Annotated in this window: 24 protein-coding genes; 18 read left to right on the top strand and 6 right to left on the bottom strand. The window is 61.3% G+C overall.

Annotated features, from left to right (window positions below):
- Nucleotides 1-185: 185 nt before the first annotated feature.
- Nucleotides 186-1,115, top strand: a complete 930-nt coding sequence (locus F8N62_RS13305; RefSeq protein ID WP_150711347.1) for an SdiA-regulated domain-containing protein — start codon at nt 186-188, stop codon at nt 1,113-1,115.
- 151 nt (nt 1,116-1,266) lie between these two features.
- On the top strand, nt 1,267-2,184 hold the full coding sequence (locus tag F8N62_RS13300) for an SdiA-regulated domain-containing protein (RefSeq protein WP_150711346.1): 918 nt from the start codon (nt 1,267-1,269) through the stop codon (nt 2,182-2,184).
- A 131-nt stretch (nt 2,185-2,315) separates the two neighbouring features.
- Here the strand turns inward: F8N62_RS13300 and rpiA are convergent, their stop codons facing one another.
- The gene (gene rpiA / locus F8N62_RS13295; RefSeq protein WP_150711345.1) at nt 2,316-2,990 is read right to left on the bottom strand and encodes a ribose-5-phosphate isomerase RpiA; all 675 of its coding nucleotides are present in this window, start codon (nt 2,988-2,990) and stop codon (nt 2,316-2,318) included.
- Between the two features lie 269 nt (nt 2,991-3,259).
- On the opposite strand from rpiA, the gene ilvA reads away from it, so the two are divergent.
- Together ilvA and F8N62_RS13285 are read left to right on the top strand one after the other, a co-directional pair.
- On the top strand, nt 3,260-4,774 hold the full coding sequence (gene ilvA / locus F8N62_RS13290; RefSeq protein ID WP_150711344.1) for a threonine ammonia-lyase, biosynthetic: 1,515 nt from the start codon (nt 3,260-3,262) through the stop codon (nt 4,772-4,774).
- Nucleotides 4,775-4,813: 39 nt separating this feature from the next.
- Entirely contained in the window at nt 4,814-5,239 is a 426-nt protein-coding gene (locus F8N62_RS13285) for a DUF2269 domain-containing protein (protein WP_150711343.1), read from the top strand.
- A gap of 85 nt (nt 5,240-5,324) precedes the next feature.
- Here the strand turns inward: F8N62_RS13285 and F8N62_RS13280 are convergent, their stop codons facing one another.
- Nucleotides 5,325-5,981 carry an HAD family hydrolase gene (locus tag F8N62_RS13280; RefSeq protein WP_150711342.1) on the bottom strand — a complete coding sequence of 219 codons (657 nt, stop codon included), beginning with the start codon at nt 5,979-5,981 and terminating at the stop codon, nt 5,325-5,327.
- Nucleotides 5,982-6,124: 143 nt separating this feature from the next.
- Between F8N62_RS13280 and F8N62_RS13275 the strand changes: the two genes are divergently transcribed.
- Nucleotides 6,125-6,604, top strand: a complete 480-nt coding sequence (locus tag F8N62_RS13275) for an RNA pyrophosphohydrolase (RefSeq protein ID WP_007945562.1) — start codon at nt 6,125-6,127, stop codon at nt 6,602-6,604.
- Nucleotides 6,605-6,626: 22 nt separating this feature from the next.
- Nucleotides 6,627-8,906, top strand: a complete 2,280-nt coding sequence (gene ptsP / locus F8N62_RS13270; protein WP_150711341.1) for a phosphoenolpyruvate--protein phosphotransferase — start codon at nt 6,627-6,629, stop codon at nt 8,904-8,906.
- Between the two features lie 130 nt (nt 8,907-9,036).
- On the opposite strand, the gene F8N62_RS13265 is transcribed toward ptsP, so the two are convergent.
- On the bottom strand, nt 9,037-9,783 hold the full coding sequence (locus tag F8N62_RS13265; protein ID WP_150711340.1) for an NRDE family protein: 747 nt from the start codon (nt 9,781-9,783) through the stop codon (nt 9,037-9,039).
- A gap of 133 nt (nt 9,784-9,916) precedes the next feature.
- Here F8N62_RS13265 and F8N62_RS13260 point away from each other — a divergent pair, with 133 nt between their 5' ends.
- The 3 genes from F8N62_RS13260 to F8N62_RS13250 all read left to right on the top strand — a co-directional run bounded on the left by F8N62_RS13260 (nt 9,917) and on the right by F8N62_RS13250 (nt 12,609).
- Complete coding sequence (locus tag F8N62_RS13260) at nt 9,917-10,699, top strand: sulfite exporter TauE/SafE family protein (protein WP_150711339.1); 783 nt, start codon at nt 9,917-9,919, stop codon at nt 10,697-10,699.
- 83 nt (nt 10,700-10,782) lie between these two features.
- The gene (lgt, locus tag F8N62_RS13255) at nt 10,783-11,589 is read left to right on the top strand and encodes a prolipoprotein diacylglyceryl transferase (protein ID WP_150711338.1); all 807 of its coding nucleotides are present in this window, start codon (nt 10,783-10,785) and stop codon (nt 11,587-11,589) included.
- Nucleotides 11,590-11,637: 48 nt separating this feature from the next.
- Nucleotides 11,638-12,609 (top strand): thymidylate synthase, encoded by a 972-nt coding sequence (locus F8N62_RS13250; protein WP_150711337.1) that lies wholly within the window; start codon nt 11,638-11,640, stop codon nt 12,607-12,609.
- Nucleotides 12,610-12,722: 113 nt separating this feature from the next.
- Here the strand turns inward: F8N62_RS13250 and cadR are convergent, their stop codons facing one another.
- Entirely contained in the window at nt 12,723-13,172 is a 450-nt protein-coding gene (cadR, locus tag F8N62_RS13245; protein WP_150711336.1) for a Cd(II)/Pb(II)-responsive transcriptional regulator, read from the bottom strand.
- A gap of 85 nt (nt 13,173-13,257) precedes the next feature.
- Here cadR and F8N62_RS13240 point away from each other — a divergent pair, with 85 nt between their 5' ends.
- The 8 genes from F8N62_RS13240 to F8N62_RS13205 all read left to right on the top strand — a co-directional run bounded on the left by F8N62_RS13240 (nt 13,258) and on the right by F8N62_RS13205 (nt 22,863).
- On the top strand, nt 13,258-15,519 hold the full coding sequence (locus tag F8N62_RS13240; RefSeq protein ID WP_150711335.1) for a heavy metal translocating P-type ATPase: 2,262 nt from the start codon (nt 13,258-13,260) through the stop codon (nt 15,517-15,519).
- 15 nt (nt 15,520-15,534) lie between these two features.
- A complete protein-coding gene (locus F8N62_RS13235; RefSeq protein WP_150711334.1) occupies nt 15,535-16,398 on the top strand; it encodes a LysR family transcriptional regulator in 864 nt (287 codons plus the stop codon).
- A gap of 227 nt (nt 16,399-16,625) precedes the next feature.
- Nucleotides 16,626-17,702 (top strand): putative 2-aminoethylphosphonate ABC transporter ATP-binding protein, encoded by a 1,077-nt coding sequence (locus tag F8N62_RS13230; RefSeq protein WP_150711333.1) that lies wholly within the window; start codon nt 16,626-16,628, stop codon nt 17,700-17,702.
- The gene (locus F8N62_RS13225) at nt 17,702-19,426 is read left to right on the top strand and encodes a putative 2-aminoethylphosphonate ABC transporter permease subunit (RefSeq protein WP_150711332.1); all 1,725 of its coding nucleotides are present in this window, start codon (nt 17,702-17,704) and stop codon (nt 19,424-19,426) included. Before F8N62_RS13230 ends, F8N62_RS13225 begins: the two co-directional genes overlap by 1 nt.
- 39 nt (nt 19,427-19,465) lie before the next feature.
- Complete coding sequence (locus F8N62_RS13220) at nt 19,466-20,491, top strand: putative 2-aminoethylphosphonate ABC transporter substrate-binding protein (RefSeq protein WP_150711331.1); 1,026 nt, start codon at nt 19,466-19,468, stop codon at nt 20,489-20,491.
- Between the two features lie 164 nt (nt 20,492-20,655).
- Nucleotides 20,656-21,789: a TIGR03364 family FAD-dependent oxidoreductase gene (locus F8N62_RS13215; protein WP_150711330.1), complete on the top strand. Its 1,134-nt coding sequence runs from the start codon at nt 20,656-20,658 to the stop codon at nt 21,787-21,789.
- Nucleotides 21,789-22,355, top strand: a complete 567-nt coding sequence (locus F8N62_RS13210; RefSeq protein ID WP_150711329.1) for a phosphonate degradation HD-domain oxygenase — start codon at nt 21,789-21,791, stop codon at nt 22,353-22,355. The genes F8N62_RS13215 and F8N62_RS13210 overlap by 1 nt, the downstream gene beginning before the upstream one ends.
- Nucleotides 22,356-22,440: 85 nt before the next feature.
- Nucleotides 22,441-22,863, top strand: coding sequence for a hypothetical protein (locus F8N62_RS13205; protein WP_150711328.1), 423 nt, complete (start codon nt 22,441-22,443; stop codon nt 22,861-22,863).
- Nucleotides 22,864-22,995: 132 nt separating this feature from the next.
- On the opposite strand, the gene F8N62_RS13200 is transcribed toward F8N62_RS13205, so the two are convergent.
- Nucleotides 22,996-24,372 carry a GTPase/DUF3482 domain-containing protein gene (locus F8N62_RS13200; protein ID WP_150711327.1) on the bottom strand — a complete coding sequence of 459 codons (1,377 nt, stop codon included), beginning with the start codon at nt 24,370-24,372 and terminating at the stop codon, nt 22,996-22,998.
- Nucleotides 24,365-25,735 (bottom strand): DUF2868 domain-containing protein, encoded by a 1,371-nt coding sequence (locus tag F8N62_RS13195; protein ID WP_150711326.1) that lies wholly within the window; start codon nt 25,733-25,735, stop codon nt 24,365-24,367. Before F8N62_RS13195 ends, F8N62_RS13200 begins: the two co-directional genes overlap by 8 nt.
- 99 nt (nt 25,736-25,834) lie before the next feature.
- On the opposite strand from F8N62_RS13195, the gene F8N62_RS13190 reads away from it, so the two are divergent.
- Complete coding sequence (locus F8N62_RS13190; protein WP_150711325.1) at nt 25,835-26,347, top strand: dihydrofolate reductase; 513 nt, start codon at nt 25,835-25,837, stop codon at nt 26,345-26,347.
- Nucleotides 26,348-26,454 lie beyond the last annotated feature (107 nt).

The raw sequence follows: 26,454 nt of genomic DNA, 5'->3' as shown, positions 1-26,454 counted from the left end.
CCATCGCGAGCAAGCTCGCTCCCACAGGGTATTGGGTGGTCTCAAAGCTCTGCGCCGATGCAGGGCAATCCCGCCATTTCCCGTTTTTTTCACATCTTGTCTGGATAATTCCGCGGATTCCGGCGTCTGAGCCGGTCCCAATTGTGCTATTACCCATAGCCTGAATTTCTGGAACACATCCCTCGATGGCCAATCAACCGCTGCCCACGCTAAAAACTGCCCGTCGCCCGCGCGTGTACATGCGTTGGTATTCATGGCTTTTGCTGGCGGTGGCCGCCGCGTATGGCCTCGCGTTCGTCATGCATTGGGATGACCGGGGTGCGCTCTGGGTGCTGGAACGTTTCGAAAGCCCGACCGAACGCCAGGAGAGCATATGGCTACCGGATTACCGGGCAGTGATCGACGCCAAGCCATTGCCGGGAATGGAAAAGGACGAAGCGTCCGACCTCGCCTACAGTGCTGAAACCAAAACCCTGTTCTCGGTCATGGGCAAGAATCCGTTCCTGGTCGAGCTGAGTTTGCAGGGCGACGTATTGCGCAAGATGCCGCTGGTGGGCTGGAGCAACCCGGAAGGCGTGACGGTCATGGGCAACGGTCTTCTGGCCATCGTAGATGAGCGCGAACACGTGCTTTCTATCGTCAAGGTTGATGCCGATACCCGAGAGCTGAACATCGCCAACTTCCCGAAATACGACCTCGGTCCGTCGAAAGACCAGAACAAGGCGTTCGAAGCCATCGTCTGGGATTCGCGCAACAAGCAGATGCTGTTGGGTGAAGAACGTCCGCCGGCGTTGTTTACCTGGAAGAGCACCGACAGTCAGACCCTCACCGGCGACAAGCAGAAGCTGGCCAGTGATGAACTGGATATCCGTAACCTCTCGGCCCTGGCCATCGATCCTCGAACCGGCCATACCCTGGTGTTGTCCGCTGATTCCCACTTGTTGCTCGAACTCGACGAGAAGGGCGAGCAGGTGAGTTTCATGACTTTGCTTGGCGGCTTCAACGGGCTGAAGAAAACCATTCCTCGCGCTGAAGGCGTGACCATGGACGACGCGGGGACGGTGTACATGGTGAGCGAACCGAACCTGTTCTATCGTTTTGAAAAGCAGCCGTGATCAGCGCGCTCGCGAACGGAAAAGATCGCAGCCTTCGGCAGCTCCTACAGGGCAGGAGTCGGAGGTTGTAGGACCGCGTCAACGACCTTTAAGCTTCAATTCAGATTGCCGTGGTATTTCATCCGCCCGTCCTGATTCCGAGCTTGCCTGAATGCGCCGACTTGCCCGCCCCAAACCGTTGATTCTGATGCTCTCGGTAATCCTGTTGATCGCGCTTGTTGCGATCGGTCAATACATGCGCCTGTTCGAGCGCACCTGGTTCAATCTGCATACGCTTTGGCAGCCCGAGAGCGAGCAGTCCATCGGACTGGCCCACTATCAGGTCACCGTTGAAGCTCGCGTCATTGAAGGCCTGGACGACGATGTGTCGGCGCTGACGTTCGATCCGGTGCGCAAAAGCCTGTTTACCGTCACCAATAAAAACTCCGAACTGATCGAGCTGTCGCTCGAAGGCAAGATCATTCGGCGTATCGCGCTGGTCGGGTTCGGGGACCCGGAGGCGGTAGAGTTCATCAGCGCCGACACCTACGTGATCACCGACGAGAGTCAGCAGCGGCTGATCAAGATTCATCTGGAGAATGACACCACGTTCCTTGATTCGTCGGATGCGGAGCAGATGACCCTTGGCGTGCACATGAGCGGCAACAAGGGATTCGAAGGGCTGGCTTACGATTCGGTAGGCAAGCGCCTGTTTGTCGCCAAGGAGCGCGACCCGATGCTGATCTACGAAGTGCAGGGTTTCCCGCATTACAACCCGGAAAAATCCTACGCGGTGCACGTGGTCAACAACCCCAAGCGCGATGCCGGGATGTTTGTGCGCGACCTGTCTAGCCTGCAATACGACGAGCGCAGCGGCCATTTGCTGGCGCTGTCCGACGAGTCGCGGCTGATTCTGGAACTGGATGTGGATGGACGACCACTGAGTACCATGTCGCTGAGCAAGGGCCGTCAGGGCTTGCAGAAAACCGTACCGCAAGCAGAAGGAATCGCCATGGATGACGACGGCACGATGTACCTGGTGAGCGAGCCGAACCTGTTCTACGTCTTCAAGAAACCAGCACAACCCTGACCAACACCGCGAATCAAAATGTGGGAGCGAGCCTGCTCGCGAATGCGATGTGTCAGTCAACAATTCTTCGACTGATCCACCGCATTCGCGAGCAGGCTCGCTCCCACATTGGTTTTGCAGTGTTCTTGGGCTTAGCGGGCGCGCAGGGTCTTCACGCCTTCGCTGGTGCCCAGCAACAACAGATCCGCCGGACGCGCTGCGAACAAACCATTGGTGACCACGCCGACAATCGCGTTGATCTGCGACTCCAGTTCCACCGGGTTGGTGATCTGCATGTTGAACACATCGAGAATGATGTTGCCGTTGTCGGTCAGCACGCCTTCACGGTAAACCGGGTCGCCGCCGAGCTTCACCAGTTCGCGGGCCACGTGGCTGCGGGCCATCGGGATCACTTCCACCGGCAGCGGAAACTCGCCGAGGACCGGCACCAGTTTGCTGGCGTCGGCGATGCAGATGAAGGTCTTGGCCACGGCCGCGACAATCTTCTCGCGGGTCAGGGCTGCGCCGCCGCCCTTGATCAGGTTCAGGTGTTCGTCGCTCTCATCGGCGCCGTCGACATAGAACTCCAGGTCGCTGACGGTGTTGAGCTCATACACCGGAATGCCATGGCCCTTGAGGCGCGCGGCGGTGGCTTCGGAGCTGGCAACGGCGCCGTCGAATGCGCCTTTGTGCCTGGCCAGTGCGTCGATGAAGCAGTTGGCGGTGGAGCCGGTGCCGACCCCGACGATGCTCTTGTCGTCAAGCTTCGGGAGGATGAAGTCGACGGCGGCCTGGGCCACTGCCTGTTTGAGTTGATCCTGGGTCATGCGGGCTCCGAAAGCGGGCAAGGAGAAACGGAAAGGCCGGCATTATAGGCTTCGGGACGGGCAAGGTCATTGGCCGATTACCCGAATGGCAGATCAAAAGATCGCAGCCTTCGGCAGCTCCTACGGGATGCACGCCATGCCAATGTAGGAGCTGCCGAAGGCTGCGATCTTTTCCGCTGGTTCTAAAACCACCTGTTTAGTGTGGTCGCCCGGCCGAAAGCCGGGTTAGACTCCTTGGCCCTGCCCAACCCGCCCAGTGATGCTTTCCGATGCTCGAACAGTACGTCAAAAAGATCCTCACCTCGCGCGTTTATGACGTTGCCGTAGAAACCCCATTGCAGACTGCCCGCCAGCTCTCCGAGCGGCTGGGCAACAATATTTTGCTCAAGCGCGAAGACTTGCAGCCGGTGTTCTCGTTCAAGATTCGCGGCGCCTACAACAAGCTTACGCAACTGAGCGATGAGGAACGTGCGCGCGGCGTGGTGACTGCGTCGGCGGGCAACCATGCGCAGGGCCTGGCCCTGGCTGCCAAGGTGTTGGGCGTGAAAGCCACCATCGTCATGCCCAAGACCACGCCCGAGATCAAAGTCGAAGGTGTGCGCTCGCGCGGCGGCAAAGTGGTGCTGCACGGGGATTCGTTCCCGGAAGCCCTGGCCTACTCGCTGAAACTGGTCGACGAAAAAGGCTACGTCTACATCCACCCCTACGACGATCCCCACACCATTGCCGGGCAGGGCACGGTGGCCATGGAGATTCTGCGCCAGCACCCGGGGCGTCTGGATGCGATCTTCGTTCCGGTGGGCGGCGGCGGGCTGATCGCCGGCATCGCGGCGTACGTGAAGTATCTGCGCCCGGAAATCAAAATCATCGGCGTCGAGCCGGACGATTCCAACTGCCTGCAAGCGGCGATGGCCGCCGGCGAGCGCGTAGTGTTGCCCACCGTGGGCATCTTCGCCGATGGCGTCGCGGTGGCGCAGATCGGTCAGCACACCTTCGACATCTGCAAAGACTACGTTGATGACGTGATCACGGTCACGACCGATGAAATCTGTGCGGCCATCAAGGATATCTACGACGATACCCGCTCGATCACCGAGCCTGCCGGCGCGCTGGGTGTGGCCGGGATCAAGAAATACGTCGAGCAGCACGCGGTGACCGGCCACACCTTCGTCGCCATCGATTCCGGCGCCAACGTCAATTTCGACCGCTTGCGCCACGTCGCCGAACGCGCCGAACTGGGCGAAGGCCGCGAAGCCATCATCGCTGTGACCATCCCCGAGAAGCCGGGCAGCTTCAAGGCGTTCTGCGAAGCCATTGGCAAACGTCAGATCACCGAATTCAATTACCGCTACAACACCGGCAGCGAAGCGCACATCTTCGTTGGCGTGCAGACGCACCCGGAAAACGATCCGCGCAGTGCGCTGATCGCCAGCCTTAGCGAACAGGGTTTCCCGGTGCTGGACCTGACCGACAACGAATTGGCCAAGCTGCACATCCGCCATATGGTCGGTGGCCGCGCGGCCCACGTGGTCGATGAAGTGATTTTGCGCTTCGAATTTCCGGAGCGGCCGGGGGCGCTGTTCAACTTCCTCAACAAACTCGGCGGGCGCTGGAACATCTCGATGTTCCACTACCGCAACCATGGCGCGGCAGATGGCCGGGTGGTCGCAGGCCTGCAAGTGCCTCACGATGAACGTCATCTGGTGCCCGCCGCGCTGGAAGAAATCGGTTACCCCTACTGGGACGAAAGCGACAACCCGGCCTATCAGCTGTTTCTCGGCTGAGCGGCTACGCTGATGGGCAATTCATAAGGAAATCGCACAATGGATACGTTAACCGCCCTGAAAGTGGCGCATGTCGTGGCGACGGTGGTGCTGTTGATCAGCGCGCTGGGGCTGGCGATCTGGGTCTGGCGCACGCGGCGTAACGGCGATGCGACGGCTCACGCCCGGACGTTGCAGCGCCCGCGAGTGTTCGTCTGGCTGTTGATGGGGCTGGCGCTGTTGAGCATGCCGTTCACCGGCTGGTGGATGGTGCATCTGGTGGGCTGGCCGCTGGGGCAGACGTGGTTGCTGGCGTCCAGCGTGCTGTACACCGTAGCGGCGTTGGGCTGGTTTTGGGTGCTGGTGCGGCTGAACAAATTACGCAAGGCGCAGGGCGGGAGCGGCAAGTTTACCTTTGCCATCGCTTTGATCAGTTTTGTGTGTTTTGTGGCCATTGCCGGGTTGATGGGCGCCAAACCGGTTTAACCCGAAAAGATCGCAGCCTTCGGCAGCTCCTACAGGGTTTTGCGTACACCCGTAGGAGCTGCCGGAGGCTGCGATCTTTTGATTTTCAGTCGCGCAACGACATCACCGGCCAGCCACGCTTCTCGGCTTCGGCACGCAGATTCGGGTCCGGATCAACCGCCACCGGATTCGCCACCTGCTCCAGCAACGGCAAATCATTCATCGAGTCGCTGTAGAAATAACTGTCTTCCAGGTTGTGCCCGGTCTCTTCCAGCCACCGATTCAACCGCGTCACCTTGCCCTCGCGGAAGCACGGCACATCAGTGCTGCGCCCGGTGTAACGGCCATCGACCATTTCACATTCGGTGGCGATCAGGGTTTCAACCCCCAAACGCTCGGCAATCGGCCCGGTCACAAAACGGTTGGTGGCGGTAATGATCACCAGCTTGTCGCCGGCCTCGCGGTGTTTGGCCAATAGCGCCATTGCCTTGGGCAGCACAATCGGTTCGATGCAATCGCGCATGTAGTCGCTGTGCCATTGATCCAGCGTGGCCATGTCGGTGCGGCCGAGCACTTCCAGGCAAAAGTTCAGGTAGGCGGCGTTGTCCAGCTTGCCGGCCAGGTAATCCTGATAAAACTCATCGTTACGGGTCTTGTAGGCGACGGCGTCGAGGAAGCCGCGTTCGCACAGGTAATCGCCCCAGGCGTGGTCACTGTCGCCGCCCAGAAGCGTGTTGTCCAAGTCGAATAAAGCCAGGCGCATTGCAGTTACTCGCTGAAAAGTCTGTAGAAAGGCGTCCAGAATACGGACTTTTCACAAGAGTGCACATAAGGTAGGCCGGCTCGTTGCTGCCTTCACAACCTTTGTGGAACAATGCGGCGACATGCGTTTGCGAGGTTGTTGCCGTGATCGACCCCGATGGTTTCCGCCCCAATGTCGGGATCATTCTGACGAATGATGCCGGACAGGTGCTATGGGCTCGCCGTATCAATCAAGATGCCTGGCAGTTTCCCCAGGGGGGTATCAACCCCCAGGAGACGCCGGAAGACGCCTTGTACCGCGAGTTGAACGAAGAAGTGGGTCTTGAGCGCGAAGATGTTGAAATTCTCGCCTGTACCCGGGGCTGGTTGCGCTATCGTTTGCCGCAACGTCTGGTCCGTACCCACAGCCAACCGCTGTGCATCGGCCAGAAACAGAAATGGTTTCTCCTGCGCCTGATCTCCAACGAGCAGCGGGTGCGGATGGATTTGACCGGTAAACCGGAATTCGATGGCTGGCGCTGGGTCAGTTATTGGTATCCGTTGGGTCAGGTGGTGACATTCAAGCGCGAGGTGTATCGACGCGCTCTCAAAGAGCTTGCCCCGCGCCTTTTAACGCGCGACTGACGACGGAGTTCGACCCCGAGCCATGCTCAATACGCTGCGCAAGATCGTCCAGGAAGTTAACTCCGCCAAGGATCTCAAGGCGGCGTTGGGGATTATTGTGTTGCGCGTCAAAGAGGCCATGGGCAGCCAGGTCTGCTCGGTCTACCTGCTCGACCCCGAGACCAACCGCTTCGTGCTGATGGCCACCGAGGGCTTGAACAAGCGCTCGATCGGCAAGGTCAGCATGGCGCCCAACGAAGGCCTGGTCGGTCTGGTCGGCACGCGTGAAGAACCCCTGAACCTCGAGAACGCCGCGGATCACCCGCGCTATCGCTACTTCGCCGAGACCGGTGAAGAACGCTACGCCTCATTCCTCGGGGCGCCGATCATTCACCACCGCCGCGTCGTCGGCGTGTTGGTCATCCAGCAAAAAGAACGCCGCCAGTTCGATGAAGGTGAAGAAGCCTTCCTCGTGACCATGAGCGCGCAGCTCGCCGGGGTTATCGCCCACGCCGAAGCCACCGGTTCGATCCGTGGCCTGGGCCGTCAGGGCAAAGGCATTCAGGAAGCCAAGTTCGTCGGCGTGCCGGGTTCGCCGGGTGCGGCGGTCGGTACGGCGGTGGTCATGCTGCCGCCGGCCGATCTGGACGTGGTACCGGACAAGACCATCGCCGACATTCCGGCTGAACTGGGTCTGTTCAAGACCGCCATCGAAGGCGTGCGCGCCGACATGCGCGCGTTGTCCGCCAAGCTGGCCTCGCAGTTGCGCCCGGAAGAGCGGGCGTTGTTCGACGTCTACCTGATGATGCTCGCCGATGAGGCACTGGGCAACGAAGTCACCACAGTGATCAAGACCGGCCAGTGGGCGCAGGGTGCGTTGCGCCAGGTGGTCACTGAGCACGTCAACCGTTTCGAATTGATGGACGACGCCTACCTGCGTGAGCGCGCATCGGACGTCAAGGACCTTGGCCGGCGTTTGCTGGCGTATTTGCAGGAAGAGCGCCAGCAGAATCTGGTCTACCCGGAAAAAACCATCCTGGTCAGCGAAGAGTTGACTCCAGCGATGCTCGGCGAGGTGCCGGAAGGCACGCTGGTCGGTCTGGTCTCTGTTCTGGGCTCAGGTAACTCCCACGTCGCGATCCTCGCTCGGGCGATGGGTATCCCGACGGTGATGGGCCTGGTCGACCTGCCCTATGCCAAAGTCGACGGCATCGAATTGATCGTCGATGGCAATCGCGGTGAGGTGTACACCAACCCCAGCGACGTGCTGCGCAAGCAGTTCGCTGAGGTGGTGGAAGAAGAGAAGCAACTGGCGCTCGGTCTCGATACCCTGCGCGACTTGCCGTGCGTGACCCTCGATGGTCACCGCATGCCGCTGTGGGTCAATACCGGCCTGCTGGCGGACGTGGCGCGGGCGCAGAAGCGCGGTGCCGAGGGCGTTGGTCTGTACCGCACCGAAGTGCCGTTCATGATCAACCAGCGCTTCCCGAGCGAAAAAGAGCAGTTGGCGATCTATCGCGAGCAGCTCGCCGCGTTCCACCCGCAACCGGTGACCATGCGCAGCCTGGACATCGGCGGCGACAAGTCGCTGTCGTATTTCCCGATCAAGGAAGACAACCCGTTCCTCGGTTGGCGCGGCATTCGCGTCACGCTCGATCACCCGGAAATCTTCCTGGTGCAGACCCGCGCCATGCTCAAGGCCAGCGAAGGCTTGAACAACCTGCGAATTCTGTTGCCGATGATCTCCGGCACGCACGAGCTGGAAGAAGCCCTGCACCTGATTCACCGGGCCTGGGGCGAAGTCCGCGACGAAGGCACCGACGTGCCGATGCCGCCGATTGGCGTGATGATCGAGATCCCGGCGGCGGTGTATCAGACCAAGGAACTGGCGCGGCAGGTGGACTTCCTGTCGGTCGGCTCCAACGACCTGACGCAGTACCTGTTGGCCGTGGACCGCAACAATCCGCGGGTCGCCGACCTTTACGACTACCTGCACCCGGCGGTGCTCCAGGCCTTGCAGAACGTGGTGCGTGATGCTCATGCCGAAGGCAAGCCTGTGAGCATCTGCGGCGAAATGGCCGGTGACCCGGCGGCGGCGGTGTTGCTGATGGCGATGGGGTTCGACAGTTTGTCGATGAACGCCACCAACTTGCCGAAGGTGAAGTGGATGCTGCGTCAGATCAACCTGAGCAAGGCCAAGGAATTGCTAGCGGAATTGATGACCATCGACAACCCGCAAGTTATCCACAGCTCGCTGCAACTGGCACTGAAGAACCTTGGGCTGACGCGGATGATCAACCCGGCTTCGGTCAAGACCCTCTAAATTTTCGGCGCTTCCCATCGCGGGCAAGCCCGCTCCCACAAGGTTTTATGGTGATCACAAATCAGTGAGCCGACACTGAACCTGTGGGAGCGAGCTTGCTCGCGATGAGGCCAGACCAAACAATACGAATCTAAATCCTGATCTCCACTTCCCCAAGATGCCCGCCATACGGCCCGAAACTCCTCTCGACCATATGCCGCGCACCATCCGCTTGAACAATCAACGCCGTACTCGCCCGCGTCCCGTACGTGGGGCTGGCAATAAACACACTCGACAACAACGTCTCGGTGGCCAGACCCACCCCGGTATCCGGCAAATCGGCAAAAGACGCGGTCTGCGCATCACTCAACAACCCCAGCAACGCCTCAGGCTGCGGATCGCCCAACAGGGCCTCCAGCGCCGCCCGCGCCTTGAGCAATTTCGGCCACGGCGTATCCAGCCCGGCATTCGATAAGCCATAAACACCCGGTTGCAGCATGACCGCTTCGCAGGCCCGGGCGTTGTAATGCCACAGTTCGTGGGCATTACCAATCAGCAGATTAAACCCGGCATATTCGACCGAACGGCTGACAACGTCGCTCAAGTAATCATCAATCGTCGATTCACCGTTGAGAAACTTCGCCACCAGTTCACCGCGCGACGTGCGGGCGGGTGGCTGGTGCGGGTCGCGGATATTGGTCAGTGCCGCAAATCGCCCGTTGGCGCCAACACCCAGCCAGGTGCCACCGGCCTCCAGGTCGCGACCTGCGTAGACCTGCGGTGCTTCGGGCCATTGCGCCAGGGGCAGACTGGGCCGGGCATAAAACTCATCGCGGTTGGCGGCGACGATCAGCGGCTGCGCGTGGTCGGGGCGCCAGGCGAAAACAATCAGGCACATAAGGTGGTCCTTGGGTGTTTTTTGCCCACTCTACGCAGACATCGCTCATCGATCCATCGGCATGCACAGTGGAGCCGAGGGCCATGCATCCGTTACCATGCCGCTCCTGTTTCAGTGAAGGGTAGGGTGGTACATGGAATTTCTGCTCTATCTGGCGCTCGGCGCCTGCGCAGGCGTGCTCGCCGGGCTGTTCGGGGTGGGCGGCGGGATCATCATCGTTCCGGTGCTGGTGTTCAGTTTTACCTTGCAGGGCTTTGATGCGTCGATCCTGACCCACCTGGCGGTCGGCACTTCCCTGGCGACGATCATTTTTACTTCGGTCAATGCGGTGCGCGAGCACCATCGACGTGGCGCCGTGCGTTGGCCGATTTTTGCCTGGATGACCGTCGGCATTCTGCTGGGCGCCGGTTTTGGTGCACTCACTGCCGAGGCGATTTCCGGGCCGAACCTGCAGAAGATCATCGGCGTGTTCGCCCTGATCATCGCCGTGCAACTGGCGCTGGACGTTAAACCCAAGGCCAGCCGAACGGTGCCGGGCAAAGTCGGCCTGACCGTGGCCGGTACGGTGATTGGCTGGGCGTCGGCGATTTTCGGCATCGGCGGCGGTTCGCTGACCGTGCCGTTCCTGACCTGGCGCAGCGTGCCAATGCAGCAAGCGGTGGCGACTTCATCGGCCTGCGGTTTGCCAATAGCGCTGGCCAGTGCATTAAGTTTCATGATTCTGGGCTGGCACGATCCATTGCTGCCGGCCCATAGTCTCGGTTTTATTTATTTGCCGGCGCTGCTGGGGATCGCCCTGACCAGCATGGTCTTCGCCCGCCTCGGTGCGCGACTGGCCCACCGGCTGTCGGCGAAGTTGCTGAAAAGACTGTTTGCCGCTTTGCTGTTCTGCGTGGGCCTGACCTTCCTGCTCTGACACGTTTCGCAATATTGGCTTAATCCTGAGGTGACAGCGTCGCCCGGGAATTTTGAAGGTTTCAACTCTAACGAGGAGTCGCAATGCTGCCTTACCCGCAGATCGACCCGGTGGCCCTGGCCATCGGTCCGCTGAAAATCCACTGGTACGGTTTGATGTACCTGATCGGCATCGGCGGTGCGTGGCTGCTGGCGTCGCGCCGGCTCAACCGTTTCGACCCGACCTGGACCAAGGAAAAACTCTCCGACATGGTCTTCTGGATGTCGATGGGCGTCATTGTCGGCGGGCGTCTGGGCTACGTGCTGTTCTACGATCTGGGTGCTTACCTGGCGAACCCGACGCTGATTTTCGAAGTGTGGAAGGGCGGCATGTCGTTCCACGGCGGTTTCATCGGCGTGATGTTGGCGGCGTTGTGGTTCGGCAAGAAGAACAACAAGTCGTTCTTCCAGCTCATGGATTTTGTCGCACCGATGGTGCCGATCGGCCTGGGTGCCGGGCGTATCGGCAACTTCATCAACGCCGAATTGTGGGGCAAGGCGACCGACGTGCCGTGGGCGATGATCTTCCCGACCGACCCGGCGCAACTGGCCCGTCACCCGTCGCAGCTGTATCAGTTCGCCCTCGAAGGCGTAGCGCTGTTCGCGATTCTCTGGTTGTACTCGCGCAAGCCGCGGCCGACCATGGCGGTGTCCGGGATGTTCGCGCTGTTCTATGGCATCTTCCGTTTCATCGTCGAATTCGTCCGCGTACCGGACGCGCAACTGGGCTATCTGGCCTGGAACTGGTTGACCATGGGCCAGGTGCTCTGCGTACCGATGATTGTCGGCGGGCTGTTCCTGATCTGGCTGGCGTATCACCGCGCCCCGGCGACGCCTGCGGCAGCTGTATAAATTCGAACCCCGGGGCGACGGTCCCGGGTTCAAGGACACAGGTAACTCATGAAGCAATATCTCGAACTGGTCGCCCACGTCATCAAGAACGGCACCAAACAGGCCAACCGCACCGGTGTGAACACCATCAGTTTTCCCGGCGCGATGCTGCGCTATGACCTGAAAGAAGGTTTTCCTGCGATCACCACGCGCAAAATGGCCTTCAAATCGGCCATCGGCGAAATGTGCGGTTTTCTGCGTGGCGTAAACAACGCCGCCGAATTCCGTGCGCTGGGCTGCAAGGTCTGGGACCAGAACGCCAACGAAAACGCCCAGTGGCTGGCCAATCCGTTCCGTCAGGGCGAAGACGACCTTGGCGAGATCTACGGCGTGCAGTGGCGCAAATGGCCGGCGTACAAGCAGATCCCGGTCAGCAACACAGCGGCCATCGAACAAACGCTGGGCCAGGGTTATCGTCAGATCGCTGAAGGCGAAGAGGACGGTCAGGCCTACGTGGTGTTGTACAAGGCGATCGACCAGATCCGCCAGTGCGTCGATACCATCATCAAGGACCCGGGCAGCCGGCGCATTCTGTTCCACGGCTGGAACGTCGCCCAGCTCGATGAAATGGCGTTGCCGCCGTGCCACTTGCTCTATCAGTTCCACCCGAATGTCGAGACCAAAGAGATCTCTTTGACGCTCTACATCCGCTCCAATGACTTGGGCCTGGGCACGCCATTCAACCTCACCGAAGGCGCCGCGTTGCTGAGCCTGATCGGTCGCCTGACCGGCTACACGCCGCGCTGGTTTACCTATTTCATCGGTGACGCGCACGTCTACGAAAACCATTTGGACATGCTCAACGAACAGCTCAAGCGCGAGCCGTTCCCGATGCCGAAACTGGTGATCAATGAGCGTGTGCCGGAGTTTGCCAAGACGGGTGTTTATCAGCCGCAATGGCTGGAGTTGATCGAGCCGAGTGATTTTTCGCTCGAAGGCTACGAACATCACCCGCCCATGACCGCACCGATGGCAGTCTAAGCCTCAACACCGACCCCACTGTAGGAGCTGCCGAAGGCTGCGATCTTTTGATCTTTGAAGATCAAGATCAAAAGATCGCAGCCTTCGGCAGCTCCTACAGGGTGTGTGTCGGTTTAGTGGCCGTGGCTGCGGCCCACATGCGAATGCTCCACCTCCGTCGCCACCACCCCGCCGCTCACTTCCAACCGCTGCAAAATCCCGCATTGATCAATTTCCGGCCCTTCGCCACAGCGTTGGCGCAGGTCGAGCAATTGCATCTGTAACGCCAGCAACCCGTCAATCCGCGCCTTGACGTGATGGATGTGCTCGTCGATCAGCGCATTCACGCTTTCACATTGATCCTGCGGACTGTCGCGCAAGGCCAGCAGACTGCGGATTTCCTCGAGCGTCATGTCGAGGGTCCGACAATTGCGGATGAACGTCAGGCGTTCGGCGTGGGCCTGGGTGTAGACGCGGTAGTTGCCGTCGCTGCGGGCCGGCTCCGGCAGCAGGTTTTCGCGCTCGTAGTAGCGGATGGTTTCCACCGCGCAATCAGTGAGTTTCGCCAGTTCTCCGATCTTCACGACGGTCATCTCCAAATAGGTGCTTGACCCTATAGTGGCTACAGGGTCTTTACTTGGCAACAAGCACCTTCATGGACGTAAACCGATGAGCGATTCCCGGCACACCCACACCTCCGAGGCTGATCACGATCACAGCCACAATCTCCAGCCTGTGCAAAAGCATGACCACGGCGGGCACGGGGATTCCTGCTGTTCCTCCAAAGTGGCGGCGCCGTCGCTGATCAAGCTAAACGACGCGCCGACCGCCGACGCGCGGTTGAGCAGTTTCCGCATCGACGCGATGGACTGCCCGACCGAGCAGACGCTGATCCAGAACAAACTCGGCAAGCTGGCGGGTGTGCAGCAACTGGAATTCAACCTGATCAACCGCGTGCTGGGCGTGACTCACGATCTACCAGACACCGCGTCGATCATCGACGCGATCAAATCCCTCGGCATGCACGCTGAACCCCTGGAGCAGGGCGTCGAAGCACCCGCACCCACGCCTGATAAAAAAACCTGGTGGCCATTGGCACTCTCCGGCGTGACCGCGCTGGCGGCCGAAGTCATCCATTTTACTGACGCGGCGCCCAACTGGGTGGTGGCGGTGATCGCGCTGATCTCGATCCTCAGCGGCGGCCTCGCTACTTATAAGAAGGGCTGGATCGCGCTGAAAAACCTTAACCTGAATATCAATGCGCTGATGAGCATCGCGGTCACCGGCGCGATCCTGATCGGGCAGTGGCCGGAAGCGGCCATGGTGATGTTCCTGTTCACTGTCGCCGAGTTGATCGAAGCCAGGTCACTGGACCGCGCGCGCAACGCCATCAGCGGTTTGATGCAGATGACCCCTGAGCAGGCGACTGTGCAGCAGGCCGATGGCAGCTGGATCGAGCAGGATGTGAAAATTATCGCGCTGGGCGCGCGGGTACGCATTCGGCCCGGGGAGCGGGTCGGCCTGGACGGTGAAGTGGTGTCCGGCAATTCCACCATCGATCAGGCGCCCATCACCGGCGAAAGCCTGCCGGTAGAAAAGACCGTCGGCGACAAGGTGTTCGCCGGCACCATCAACCAGGCAGGTTCGCTGGAATACACCGTGACCGCTGCGGCGAACAATTCGACGCTGGCGCGGATCATCCACGCCGTCGAGCAGGCGCAAGGGGCGCGGGCGCCGACTCAACGTTTCGTTGACCAGTTCTCGAAAATCTACACACCGGCCGTGTTTATTTTCGCCTTGGCCGTCGCAGTGATTCCGCCGTTGTTCATGGGCGCGGTGTGGTTCGACTGGATCTACCGGGCGCTGGTGTTGCTGGTGGTCGCGTGCCCTTGTGCGCTGGTGATCTCTACGCCGGTGACCATCGTCAGCGGCCTCGCGGCGGCGGCGCGCAAAGGTATTCTGGTCAAGGGCGGGGTTTATCTGGAGGGCGGCTACAAACTCGACTATCTGGCGCTGGACAAGACCGGCACGATCACCCACGGCAAACCGGTGCAGACCGATTACCTGTCGCTTGATCCGACGGCTGACGCTTTGGCTCCGGCCATTGCAGCCGCATTGGCCGCACGCTCCGACCACCCGGTCTCGCTGGCCATCGCCAGCGCGGCTGTGGATAAACCATTCACGCCGCTCGTTGTGGATAACTTCGAGGCGCTGACCGGTCGCGGTGTGCGCGGTGAAATCAACGGTCAGGTCTACCATCTGGGCAACCACCGTTTGGTCGAAGAGTTGAACCTGTGCTCGCCTGAACTGGAAGAAAAGCTGTTTGCCCTGGAAAAACAGGGCAAATCAGTAGTGCTGTTGCTGGACACGTCCGGCCCGTTGGCGCTGTTCGCCGTGGCCGATACGGTGAAGGACTCCAGCCGCGAAGCGATCCGGCAGCTGCACGATCTGGGCATCAAAACCCTGATGCTCACCGGCGATAACGTCCACACCGCCCAGGCGATCGCCGCGCAAGTCGGCATCGACGAGGCCAAGGGCGATTTACTGCCGACCGACAAACTGCAAGCCATCGAAGCACTTTATGCTCAGGGCCATCACGTCGGTATGGTCGGCGACGGCATCAACGATGCGCCAGCGCTGGCCCGTGCCGAGATCGGCTTTGCCATGGCCGCCGCCGGCACCGATACCGCCATCGAAACCGCTGATGTCGCCCTGATGGACGACGATCTGCGCAAGATCCCCGCGTTCATCCGCCTGTCGCGGCAGACGTCGAGCATCCTCAAGCAGAACATCGCGTTGGCATTGGTCATCAAGGCGATCTTTCTTGGGGTAACCTTCGCCGGGATCGCTACCATGTGGATGGCGGTGTTTGCCGACATGGGCGTGAGCCTGTTGGTGGTGTTCAATGGTTTGCGCCTGTTGCGCAAATAAGGATGAGGAGCGGGTGTGCTGAGTGCCGAGCTGAAGGCGTTTTACATGGTGGCCCGCCTGGGCAGCATCACCCTGGCGGCGAAAAAGCTCGGCCTGAGCCAACCCACGGTGACCACGCAAATCCGCAACCTTGAAAGCCAGTATTCGGTTGAACTGTTCTACCGTGGCGGCCGCCGCCTCAGTGTCAGCGACGAAGGTGCGCGGCTGTTGCCGATGGTCAAGACACTGATGCAGCAGGAGGCCGACATTGAATTTTTCCTGCGCAACAGCGGCCAGGTTCAGGGCACGTTGCGCATTGCCGCGACGGCGCCGTATTACATCCTCGACTTGGTGAAGACCTTCCGCGAGCGCTTGCCGCAGGTGGAAGTGTCGGTGGAAATCGGCAACTCGCAGCAGGTACTCGAGGCGCTGGAGGATTACCGGGTCGACGTCGCTGCCTCTTCGCAATTGCTCGACGATGCGCGGCTGATTCGCCGGGTACTCGGCAGCGATCCGCTGGTGCTGGCGGTGCATCGCAATCATCCGCTGGCGGTGCACGACCATGTGCCGCTCAGTGCGTTGGCCGGGCATACGTTGTTGATGCGCGAATCGGGCTCTACGACTCGTCGGCTGACAGAAGAGTTGCTGGCCGGCGCCGGGGTGAGTTTCGGGCCGTTGCTGGAGATCGGCAGCCGCGAGTCGATTCGTGAAGCGGTGCTGCGCAACATCGGGATCAGCATCATTGCCCGGCAGGAAGTGCCGCATGATCCGCAGTTGCGCGTGCTGACGATTGAGCATGCACCGCAGATTCCCGAGTATTTGTATTGCCTGAAAGAGAGAAAGAACGCTCGGTTACCGGCGGCGTTCCTCGGGTTGGCGCAGGAAATGGCCCCGGCCTAGATTCCTGTGGTGAGGGGATTTATCCCCGTTCGGCTGCGAAGCAGTCGCAGAATTCACGGCCGCTGCGCTGCCCAACGGGGATAAATCCCCTCGCCACAGGGTCATCATTGCCCGTTCCATCCAACCCAAATCCCCGAATACCACTATCAGCCGTTTTTGCCTCGCTGCCACATGACGGACGCATTACATCCCTAGCATGGCCTTCATCTGCTTGATGAGGCCTGTCCATGAACCATTCGACCGCAACTGCCCTGACCAACCCCGGCGCCCCGATGAAAGTGCGCGGGGTGCAGAAACGCTTCGGCGCCTTTACCGCGCTGGATAACGTTTCCCTCGACGTCGCGGCCGGTGAGCTGGTGTGCCTGCTGGGCCCGTCGGGCTGTGGCAAAACCACCTTGCTGCGCTGCATCGCCGGTCTGGAGAAACAGGACAGCGGCGAGTTGTACCTTGGCGAGCGCAACGTGTCCCACCTGGCGCCTCAGGCGCGGGACTACGGCATTCTGTTCCAGTCCTACGCGCTGTTCCCCAATCTTACCGTCGAAGCGAATATTGCCTACGGCCTCGCCGGCAGCGGTCGCGATGAAGTGCGCCAGCGTGTCGGTCAGATGCTGGAACTGGTCGGCCTGATCGGCAGTGAGAAAAAGTACCCCGGCCAATTGTCCGGCGGCCAGCAACAACGAGTCGCCCTGGCCCGCGCCCTGGCCCCGGCGCCGTCCTTGTTGCTGCTGGACGAACCGATGTCGGCCCTCGACGCCCGGGTTCGCGAGCACCTGTGCACCGAGCTGCGCCAGCTGCAGCGTAACCTCGGCGTCACCACGCTGATGGTCACCCACAATCAGGACGAAGCCATGTTGATGGCCGACCGCATCGCTGTGATGAATAACGGCAAGGTCGAGCAATACGCCACGCCCCAGGAAATCTACGACCGACCGGCCACGCCTTTCGTCGCGGAGTTTGTCGGTCAGGGCAACTGGCTGCCGTTCCAGCGCAGCAGCGACAGCCACGCGCAGGTCGGCGGGATGAACATGCGCCTGGCCGATGGCAGCGCGAAGACCGCGTCAGGCCGTTTGTTCTGCCGGCCCGAGGCAATCAACGTCAATCCGCTGGTGCATGAAGAAAACCTGTTCCCGGCCAGGGTTCGCGAAATCACCTTCCTCGGCAACCGTTGCCGCATGAGCTTCGAACTCGATCAACTGCCGGGTCACGCCTTGCTGGCGGAACTGGCGCCGGAAGCGATGCCACGCCTCGGCGCGCAGCAGATTATGGTCGCTTTGCCGCCGCGCAGCCTGCAGGTGTTTGCCTGATGAGCGCGAACATCGCGCTGCCGATGCCGCGCAAGCTGGTACGGCAGACCTCCCGTGCCGAGATCGGCGACCGCGTGTTCGTGGTCGGCGGCAAGGTGCTGTTGCTGGTGTTGCTCGGCCTCGCCGTGTTGATGCCGTTGCTCGCAATCTTCTGGCGTGGCTTCAGTTCCGAAGCCGGGCAGGGCGGTGGTCTGGTGGCCGCCCGTGAACTGGTCACCAGTGCGAATTTCCACTGGTTGCTGGGTAACAGCCTGAAAGTTTCCCTCAGCGTCGCGGCCATTGTCGTACCGCTGGCCTACCTGTTTGCCTACGCGCTGCAACGCACGTTGATCCCCGGCAAAGGCATCTGGCGCGGCATGTCGCTGTTGCCGCTGATGGCGCCGTCGATGTTGCCGGGTATCGCGCTGGTTTATCTGTTCGGCAACCAGGGCATGTTGCGCGGTCTGCTCTCCGACAATATCTACGGCTTCTGGGGCATTGTCCTGGGCGAGGTGATCTACACCTTCCCACACGCTTTGATGATTTTGCTGTCGGCGCTGTCCCTGGCGGATGCGCGGCTGTTCGATGCCGCCTCCAGCATGGGCGCCAGTCCGGCGAAAGCCTTCCGCAGCATCACCTGGCCGGCGACGCGTCAGGCGGTGTTCGCGGCGTTCTGTCTGGTCTTCACGTTGACCATTACCGACTTCGGCGTGCCCGTGGTGGTCGGTGGTGATTATCAAGTGCTCGCCCTGGAAGCCTACAAAGCGGTGGTCGGCCAACAGCAATTCGGGCGCGGCGCGTTGATCGGCATGGTGCTGCTGTTGCCGGCGCTGTTCAGCTTCGGTGTCGATGCCTGGTTGCGTCGGCGTCACGGCGATGCCATGAGCGGCCGCGCGCAGGTCTTCAAACCGGCGCCGTCGAAACTGCGCGACGGTTGCTACCTGGCCATCGTGCTGCTGATCTGTGCGGTGTTGTTGCTGGTGTTCGGCATGGCGGTGTTTTCGTCACTGGTGAAATTCTGGCCGTACAACCTTTCACTGTCGCTCAACCATTACCAGTTCAACGACACCGCCGGCGGTGGCTGGCTGGCCTATGGCAACAGCGTGAAGATGGCTTTGTGCACGGCGTTGATCGGCAGCGTGCTGATTTTCACCGGCGCCTACCTGATGGAAAAAACCAAAGGCCAGCGCGGACTGAATCTGGCCCTGCGCATGCTCAGTTTCGTCCCGATGGCGGTGCCGGGCCTGGTGCTGGGTCTGGGATACGTCTTCTTCTTCAACCTCAACGGTAACCCGCTGCACGTGCTCTACGGGACCATGACCCTGCTGGTGGTCTGCACCATTGCGCACTATTTGACCACCGCACAAATGACCGCCACCACCGCGCTGCGCCAGCTCGACGCCGAGTTCGAAGCCGCCGCGCTGTCGCTCAAGGCGCCGCTGTACCGACATTACTTGCGCGTTACCGTGCCGATTTGCCTGCCGGCGCTGCTGGACATCGTGCGCTACCTGTTCGTCTCGGCCATGACCACCGTCTCGGCGGCGATCTTCCTCTACAGCCCCGACACCATCCTCGCGGCGGTGGCGGTGCTGAACATGGACGATGCTGGCAACGTCGGCGGTGCAGCGGCCATGTCCACCTTGATTCTGTTCACCTCGGCGGGCGTTTCCCTGCTGCTGGCCTGGGCCTCGCGCGGTTTGCTGCGTCGCTCCCAGGCCTGGCGGCAGACCGCGCCCGGTCACTGATTGCCCATCCCGTCACCTCAACTCAAACAGGAAAAGATCATGTTCAAGCCCCTGGCCCTGGCCGCCGCTGTCCTCACCGCTTTCAGCCTGAACGCCCTCGCGGCGACCACCGAGTTGACGGTGTACACCGCCCTCGAAGCCGAGCAACTGAAGACCTACAAAGCCGCCTTCGAAAAGGCCAACCCGGACGTCGAGATCAAATGGGTGCGTGACTCTACCGGCATCATCACCGCCAAGCTGCTCGCGGAAAAAGCCCGTCCGCAGGCTGACGCGGTCTGGGGCCTGGCGGCATCGAGCCTGGCGATTCTCGATCAGCAAGGCATGCTGCAAAGCTACGCGCCGAAAGACCTTGGCAAAATCGGCGGCAACTACCGCGATACCGCCAACCCGCCAGCCTGGGTCGGCATGGACGTGTGGGCCGCGACCATTTGCTTCAACACGGTGGAAGCCGAGAAGCAGGGTTTGACCAAGCCCGTGAGCTGGCAAGACCTGACCAAACCCGAATACAAAGGCAAGATCGTGATGCCGAACCCGGCCTCGTCCGGCACCGGTTTCCTCGACGTCAGCGCCTGGCTGCAAACCTTCGGCGAGAAGCAGGGCTGGCAGTACATGGACGACCTGCACCAGAACATCGGGCAGTACGTTCACTCCGGTTCCAAGCCTTGCAAACTGGCGGCGTCGGGTGAGTTCCCGATTGGCATTTCCTTCGAATACCCGGCCGTTCAGTTGAAGCGCCAGGGCGCACCGCTGGACATCATCCTGCCGAAGGAAGGCCTGGGCTGGGAGATTGAAGCAACGGCGGTGATCAAGGGCACGCCTCACGAAGACGCGGCGAAAAAACTCGCGGACTTCTCGGCGAGCCCGGCGGCGATGGAGCTTTATAAAGAAAACTTCGCGGTGCTCGCGCAGCCGGGCATTGCCAAGCCACAGACCGAATTGCCGGCAGATTATGAGCAGCGTCTGATCAAGAACGACTTTGCCTGGGCGTCGAAGAACCGCGATGAAATCCTGACCGAATGGCGCAAGCGCTATGACGGTAAGTCCGAGAAAGTGGCTGCCAAGTAAACAATGCACAGCCTGTGGTGAGGGGATTTATCCCCGTTGGGCTGCGAAGCGGCCCTAAACCTGCCCCCGAAGTGCATCAGGCAGACCCGGTGCGATGGTTTTACGACTGCTTCGCAGCCGGACGGGGATAAATCCCCTCGCCACAGAACTCAGGACATCACTTCATGACACACCCCAACGACATGCTCATCGTAGGCGCCGGGATTCTCGGCTTGTCCCACGCCTACGCCGCCGCCAAACGCGGTCTCAAAGTCACGGTTTTCGAACGCAGCGAAACCCCGCTCGGTGCCTCGGTGCGCAACTTCGGCCAAGCCCTGGTCACCGGCCAGCCACCCGGCCCGATGTTCGAACTGGCCAAGGCCAGCCGCGAAATCTGGGGCCAATGGGCGCAACTCGCCGGCCTGCAACTCAAGCGCAACGGCTCATACCTGTTCGCCCGCACCGAAGCTGAAGAACATTTGCTGGAGGTCTTCTGCGCCGGTCGGGCGGTGGAGCACGATTACCGCGTTGACCTGCTGCGCGGCGCCGCGTTGCGCGATTTGTACAGCGGCCAGTTCCGCCATCACCGCGCCGCGTTGCACGGCATGGACGATCAACAACTGTATTCGCGCGAAGCGATTCCGGCGCTGATCGATTACCTGCACCGCGAAATGAACGTCGAGTTTCACTTCTCCACCCTCGTGCGTGACATCGAGCCTGGCCGCTTGCACAGCACCGCCGGCACCTTCAGTGCCGGGCAAATCATCGTGTGCTCCGGCCATGATTATCAGACCTTGCTCGCCGAATCGATCGCCGGACTCAACCCGCAAATCTGCCGCCTGCAAATGCTCCGCGCCCGTCCGCAGATCAATCTCAACCTGCAACATGCGTTGCTCACCGGGTTGAGTTGCGTGCACTACGGCGCGTTCGCCGACCTGCCGGAAGCGGCGGCGGTGCGGGCGCACATTCTGCGCGAAACACCGCACCTGGATGAAAACGGCATCCACCTGCTGATCAGCCCGACGCCTCACGACGAATTGATCATCGGTGACTCCCACCACTACGGCAGCGACCCTTCGCCGTTCAACGCCGAGCAGGTGGACACCTGGATGCTTGAACTGGCCGAGCAGACGCTGGGCTGCAAGGTGCAAGTGGTCGAACGCTGGCAGGGCGTCTATGGTTCCCGTGGGCCGGGACCGTTTTCGTTCCTGCGACCGATGCCGGGCGTGAGCGTGGCGCTGATGCACACCGGCGTCGGCATGAGCGTCGGGCCGGCGATGGCCGAACGCAACGTCGCCACTGTGTTGGGAGAAATCTGATGGACCGTAATGCGCAAGTGATCGACAAGGTGTTCGGTTTGTACGAACGCTTTGGCGACAGCGACTACATCGGCGAGCCGGTGTCGCAGATCGAGCACATGTCCCAGGCTGCCGAACTGGCCATGGCGGAAGGCTTCGATGACGAAGTGGTGTTGGCCGCGTTTTTTCACGACATCGGGCATATCTGCGCCGAGAGCGCCGAGAACATGGGCGGTTTCGGAGTGGTCAGCCACGAGCGGCTGGGTGCCGATTACTTGCGTCGTGCAGGGTTCAGCGAACGCCTGGCGCGGCTGGTGGAATACCACGTGCAAGCCAAGCGTTATCTGACACTCAAAGAGCCGGGGTACTACGAGCGCTTGAGCGAAGCCAGCCGCCGGACCCTGGACTATCAGGGCGGCGTGATGACCGCTGAAGAAGCCCGGGCCTTCGAGCAGGATCCGTTGTGCGCCGTCAGTTTGCGCATGCGCCAGTGGGATGAACTGGCCAAGGAAATGTCGGTGCCGGTGATTGACCTCGAGGTGTTGAAGCGCAAGGCGGCGAAGGTCTTGTCCGGCGTGGTGCGTTGAGTTGTCTCACAGGCAATAGGGAATCGGTGCATGGATGACCTCGCGGCGTTCCGCCAGGCTGCGCTTTTCCCGAGGAAGCGCACGGATGCGTTATTTGAAAGTGATTGCACAGGATCGAAGTGATCGGGGAGCGGCGGATACCGTTCATTTCGAGTTTTACCAGGATCACCAGTTGCAACGCAAAGCGACCGCTGCGGATAGACGGCGGCTCAACTCGTTCAGCAAAACCTATCTGAAATGCGCATGGTTCAACAGTGGGGAAGATGAAGAGCGGCACTTGCGCATCTTCTCGCTGAATCCCTCTGCTGACGGCACGCCTGAATCGGTGCGGCTGCATTTTCATGACGGGCAGGTGATCAGCTACAAAGCCGCCGTTCACGATCTTGATAATGATGGCGGGCTGGACGTGGTATTGAGCTCGGATGTGGACAACGACGGGCGGGCGGATCGGACGGACCGGAGTCGCATCACAGCATTGGTGAAGCATTTTTTGAAAGTTCGTTGGTAGCGATCTTGCTCGAGACCGAGTTGCGGCCTTCGTCGGAACGCCGCCCGGAGCAGGCTCGCTCCCACAGGGGAATGTGTACTCCTTGTGGGAGCGAGCCTGCTCGCGAAGGGGTCGGTGCAGACACCCCAAAAATCACAGCTGCTTCGCCAACACCTCAACCTGCTCCTGCCGCTCCGGCTGATTCAACTTCGGATGCGGATTCAGCGACGACCATTGCGGATGCGCCCGAGCCTTGTTCAACGCTTCGGGCAACTTGCCTTCGCGCCAGGTCTTGTCCTGAGGGGTGGAGACTTTGATGCTGTCCATCGCCGCGTGCCCCCGCGCATTCAGTGCCTGTAGCAACTGCCGCTGGCGCAACGCCAAAAGGCGCAACACGCTGTCATCCACCGTCAACTCTCGCTGACCCTTGATCTTGCCCAGTAACCGGCTGCCATAACTGCGGGCAGTTTGCAGGGCGCCGCCCGCAATGGCGCCGGCGAGTGCTGCCGCGCCGAGGGTCAGGCCGCCGACCAGCAAATCTACTCCGGCCCCGGCGGCCGCGCCGGCCGCGATACCGCCACCGACCCGCACGCCCAGTTGCTTGAGGGTTTCCGGGTTGAACAGGTCGTCGCCCCAACGGCCATCGAGCAGCGGCAGATCACTGGCCGCTGCATCTTGCGGGCGAAAGGCGTAAAGCGTGAGCAGGGCTTCGACGCAACGTTGCTCGCGTTGGCGGACCGCTTTGCGCAGTTCGCTGATGGCCTGCTGTTCTTGCTCGGCCTCGCTGACCACGCTACGCCGGCAAGCCGCGCAATCGATCAACAACTCGGCAATCAACCGCGCCGCACTTTGTTGGCGGGCCACACGCTGAGCCTGCTGATCAGCGATCAGGCGCTCCAGTTGCTCGCGGGCGTTTTCCAGTAGCAGCGCGAGGCTTTCGTACAGACGGCGCTCACCATCCTCGGGTGGTGCAACGCTGTCGAAACGCACCAGCGCATGCAGGCCCAGCCGCGCCAGCGCTTCACGCCAATCCGGTTCGCGGTGGTGGGCGCTGCTGACGAAATTCAGCACCGGCAGCAACGGTTTGCCGCAGCTGGCCAGCACTTCCAGTTCGTCGCGGTACTTGGCCAGCACCGGCTCGCGGGCGTCGATCACGTAGAGGCCGGCGTCGCAGGTGAGCAGTTGCCGCAGCACCTTGGCTTCCTGTTCGAAACGCTGCCGCGCCTCGCTGCCCTCAAGGAATCGCGCCAGTCGCGCCGGGCCGTCGAGGCGTTCGCCAGGGCGCTCCAGGCGTTCGAGATAGTCGAGCAGGGCGATGGCGTCTTCCAGCCCCGGCGTGTCGAACAGGTCGAGCAACGGCTCGCCGTCCACCGACAACCGCGCACCCTCGACGTGCCGGGTGGTGCTGGGGCGGTGGGAGACTTCACCGAACCCGACATCCCGCGTCAGTGTGCGCAGCAACGAGGTTTTGCCGACATTCGTGTGGCCGACCACGGCAAGCTTCAACGGCGGTTTCCACGGTTTAGTCATGGCCGGTCTCCAGCCAGTTCAGCGGCGCGCAATCAGCGAATGGCAGTTCAAGTTGTTGCAGCGCCACGTGCCAGTCGCCGAGGCGCTCGGCGTCCAGCGCTTCGCCGGGCGGCGCTTGCAGCAACCAGACGCGGGTGGCGCTGGCGTTGCGCGCCAGTTCGGCGATCAGCGCAAGGCTGCCGCGATCCGGCGAGCGTCGCGGATCGCAAGCGATGGCCAGACGCGCCGGGGGAAAACGGCTGAGCTGTTCGAGGAGTTTGTTGCGCGATTCGCGACTGTCGAGAATGCCGGCGTCGCTCACGGATGTCGGCAGTGGCGGCGGCCATGGGCGTTGATCGTCTAGCTCGATGGCCACCAGCAATGCGCCGTCGCTTTGCAGGTCACTGACGCTGCTTTCGACGCGATGCAGTTGCTCCGGCGCGGCATCGCTGATGCCCAGGCGTTCGCTGGTGGGCATCAGGCGTTCGCGCAGTTGCGCGTAGCCGGGCAGGTTCAGATCCAGACGCAGGGTGGCGCGGCCGCGGTTCCAGCGCCACAGGCAGAACAGCGCCAGGAGCAGGCGCGGCACAATCCCGTAAACCACCAGCACGCCGACCAGCCACGTCGCCCAGGCCTGACGGGCGCTTTCGATGTTCAGCGCGGCATCGCCACTGGCGCGGATCATCTCCACGGTGGGCACGTTGAATCCCAGCAAGGCGGGCAGGGCGCCCAGCGAGTGGGTCATGGCGACAAAGGTGTCGGCGCTGAGCAAGGTGGTTTCCCAGACGAAGCCGTAACGCCGGGTCGCCATCAGCATCAGCAGAATGACCAGCGCGCTGAGCATCGCCAGCAGCCACAAACCATTGACCAGCCCGCCGAGCGCCCAGCGATTGAGCTTCTTTCGTTGCAGCAACAACAGCAGGGCCGGCGCCAGTTGCGCGGCTTTGGCGTCGCGGGCGAGTTTTTCGCTGAGCCACAACCACAGGCGTCCCAATGTGGCGCCATGCTCGCCGGCAAACACCAGGCCCAGTGCCCAGCTCAGCAGCAGAATCAGGTTCAGCCCGAGCAGACTGCCCAGCGCCCAGAACACATTGACCGGGGTTTGTCCGTCGCCCATGGCGGCAAATGCCAGACCGGCGCCGCTGACCACGGCCAGCACTGCCATGACGAGCAGCGCCAGTCGCGCACCTTGCAGCCAATGCCCGAGGGCATCGCTCAAACCATCACGTTCGGCCAGCCACAAGGCGCGGCGTTGAATCCGTGTCGGCAGATCGCCGCCCGCCGTGCGGGCCAGTCGGTTGGCTTCCAGATCATCCAGAGGGCCGGCGTGTTCTTCACGCTGGCGAATGGTTTCCGTGAGCCAGAGGGTATTCAGTTCAGTCACGCGGCATCCCGTCGCTTAAATGAGCTGTGAGCATAACCGCTGTCGCGCTTGTCGGGGGGCTGCGTTGCGAGAAGCCGAGCCTCTGGTATCCTCGCCGGCATGACTAAATCACTCCCTCTCAGCCTGATCGCAGCCCTCGGTGAAAACCGTGTGATCGGCGTCGACAACAGCATGCCCTGGCACCTGCCGGGGGACTTCAAATACTTCAAGGCCACGACGCTCGGCAAGCCGATCATCATGGGGCGCAAGACCTGGGATTCTCTTGGTCGTCCGCTGCCGGGCCGGTTGAACATCGTGGTCAGCCGTCAGGCGGACCTGGTGCTCGAAGGTGCCGAGGTTTATTCATCGCTGGAGGCCGCCGTGGCTCGCGCCGAAGAATGGGCGAAGGCGCAGGGCGTCGATGAGCTGATGCTGATTGGCGGCGCGCAGTTGTATGCGCAAGGGTTGGCGCAGGCGGACCGGTTGTATTTGACCCGTGTGGCGTTGAGCCCGGAAGGGGATGCGTGGTTTCCGGCGTTTGATTTGGGGCAGTGGAAGTTGGTGTCTAACACCCCGAATCCGGCGGAAGGCGATAAACCGGCTTACAACTTTGAGGTTTGGGAGAAGGCTTAAAAGATCGCAGCCTGCGGCAGCTCCTACGGTCGGAGTACACCCTGTAGGAGCTGGCGAAGCCTGCGATCTTTTGATTTTCCGGGCCGCGAAAAGATCGCAGCCTGCGG

This window comes from Pseudomonas fluorescens (assembly GCF_902497785.1).
GTDB lineage: Bacteria > Pseudomonadota > Gammaproteobacteria > Pseudomonadales > Pseudomonadaceae > Aquipseudomonas > Aquipseudomonas fluorescens_BO.
This window is presented reverse-complemented; position numbering and strand designations above follow the sequence as displayed.

Bases quoted from the DNA above. Each gene is read 5' to 3' on its own strand.
- F8N62_RS13305 (WP_150711347.1), top strand. From the start codon at position 186: ATGGCCAATCAACCGCTGCCCACGCTAAAAACTGCCCGTCGCCCGCGC.
- F8N62_RS13300 (WP_150711346.1), top strand. From the start codon at position 1,267: ATGCGCCGACTTGCCCGCCCCAAACCGTTGATTCTGATGCTCTCGGTA.
- rpiA (WP_150711345.1), bottom strand. From the start codon at position 2,990: ATGACCCAGGATCAACTCAAACAGGCAGTGGCCCAGGCCGCCGTCGAC.
- ilvA (WP_150711344.1), top strand. From the start codon at position 3,260: ATGCTCGAACAGTACGTCAAAAAGATCCTCACCTCGCGCGTTTATGAC.
- F8N62_RS13285 (WP_150711343.1), top strand. From the start codon at position 4,814: ATGGATACGTTAACCGCCCTGAAAGTGGCGCATGTCGTGGCGACGGTG.
- F8N62_RS13280 (WP_150711342.1), bottom strand. From the start codon at position 5,981: ATGCGCCTGGCTTTATTCGACTTGGACAACACGCTTCTGGGCGGCGAC.
- ptsP (WP_150711341.1), top strand. From the start codon at position 6,627: ATGCTCAATACGCTGCGCAAGATCGTCCAGGAAGTTAACTCCGCCAAG.
- F8N62_RS13265 (WP_150711340.1), bottom strand. From the start codon at position 9,783: ATGTGCCTGATTGTTTTCGCCTGGCGCCCCGACCACGCGCAGCCGCTG.
- F8N62_RS13260 (WP_150711339.1), top strand. From the start codon at position 9,917: ATGGAATTTCTGCTCTATCTGGCGCTCGGCGCCTGCGCAGGCGTGCTC.
- lgt (WP_150711338.1), top strand. From the start codon at position 10,783: ATGCTGCCTTACCCGCAGATCGACCCGGTGGCCCTGGCCATCGGTCCG.
- F8N62_RS13250 (WP_150711337.1), top strand. From the start codon at position 11,638: ATGAAGCAATATCTCGAACTGGTCGCCCACGTCATCAAGAACGGCACC.
- F8N62_RS13240 (WP_150711335.1), top strand. From the start codon at position 13,258: ATGAGCGATTCCCGGCACACCCACACCTCCGAGGCTGATCACGATCAC.
- F8N62_RS13230 (WP_150711333.1), top strand. From the start codon at position 16,626: ATGAACCATTCGACCGCAACTGCCCTGACCAACCCCGGCGCCCCGATG.
- F8N62_RS13225 (WP_150711332.1), top strand. From the start codon at position 17,702: ATGAGCGCGAACATCGCGCTGCCGATGCCGCGCAAGCTGGTACGGCAG.
- F8N62_RS13220 (WP_150711331.1), top strand. From the start codon at position 19,466: ATGTTCAAGCCCCTGGCCCTGGCCGCCGCTGTCCTCACCGCTTTCAGC.
- F8N62_RS13215 (WP_150711330.1), top strand. From the start codon at position 20,656: ATGACACACCCCAACGACATGCTCATCGTAGGCGCCGGGATTCTCGGC.
- F8N62_RS13210 (WP_150711329.1), top strand. From the start codon at position 21,789: ATGGACCGTAATGCGCAAGTGATCGACAAGGTGTTCGGTTTGTACGAA.
- F8N62_RS13205 (WP_150711328.1), top strand. From the start codon at position 22,441: ATGCGTTATTTGAAAGTGATTGCACAGGATCGAAGTGATCGGGGAGCG.
- F8N62_RS13200 (WP_150711327.1), bottom strand. From the start codon at position 24,372: ATGACTAAACCGTGGAAACCGCCGTTGAAGCTTGCCGTGGTCGGCCAC.
- F8N62_RS13190 (WP_150711325.1), top strand. From the start codon at position 25,835: ATGACTAAATCACTCCCTCTCAGCCTGATCGCAGCCCTCGGTGAAAAC.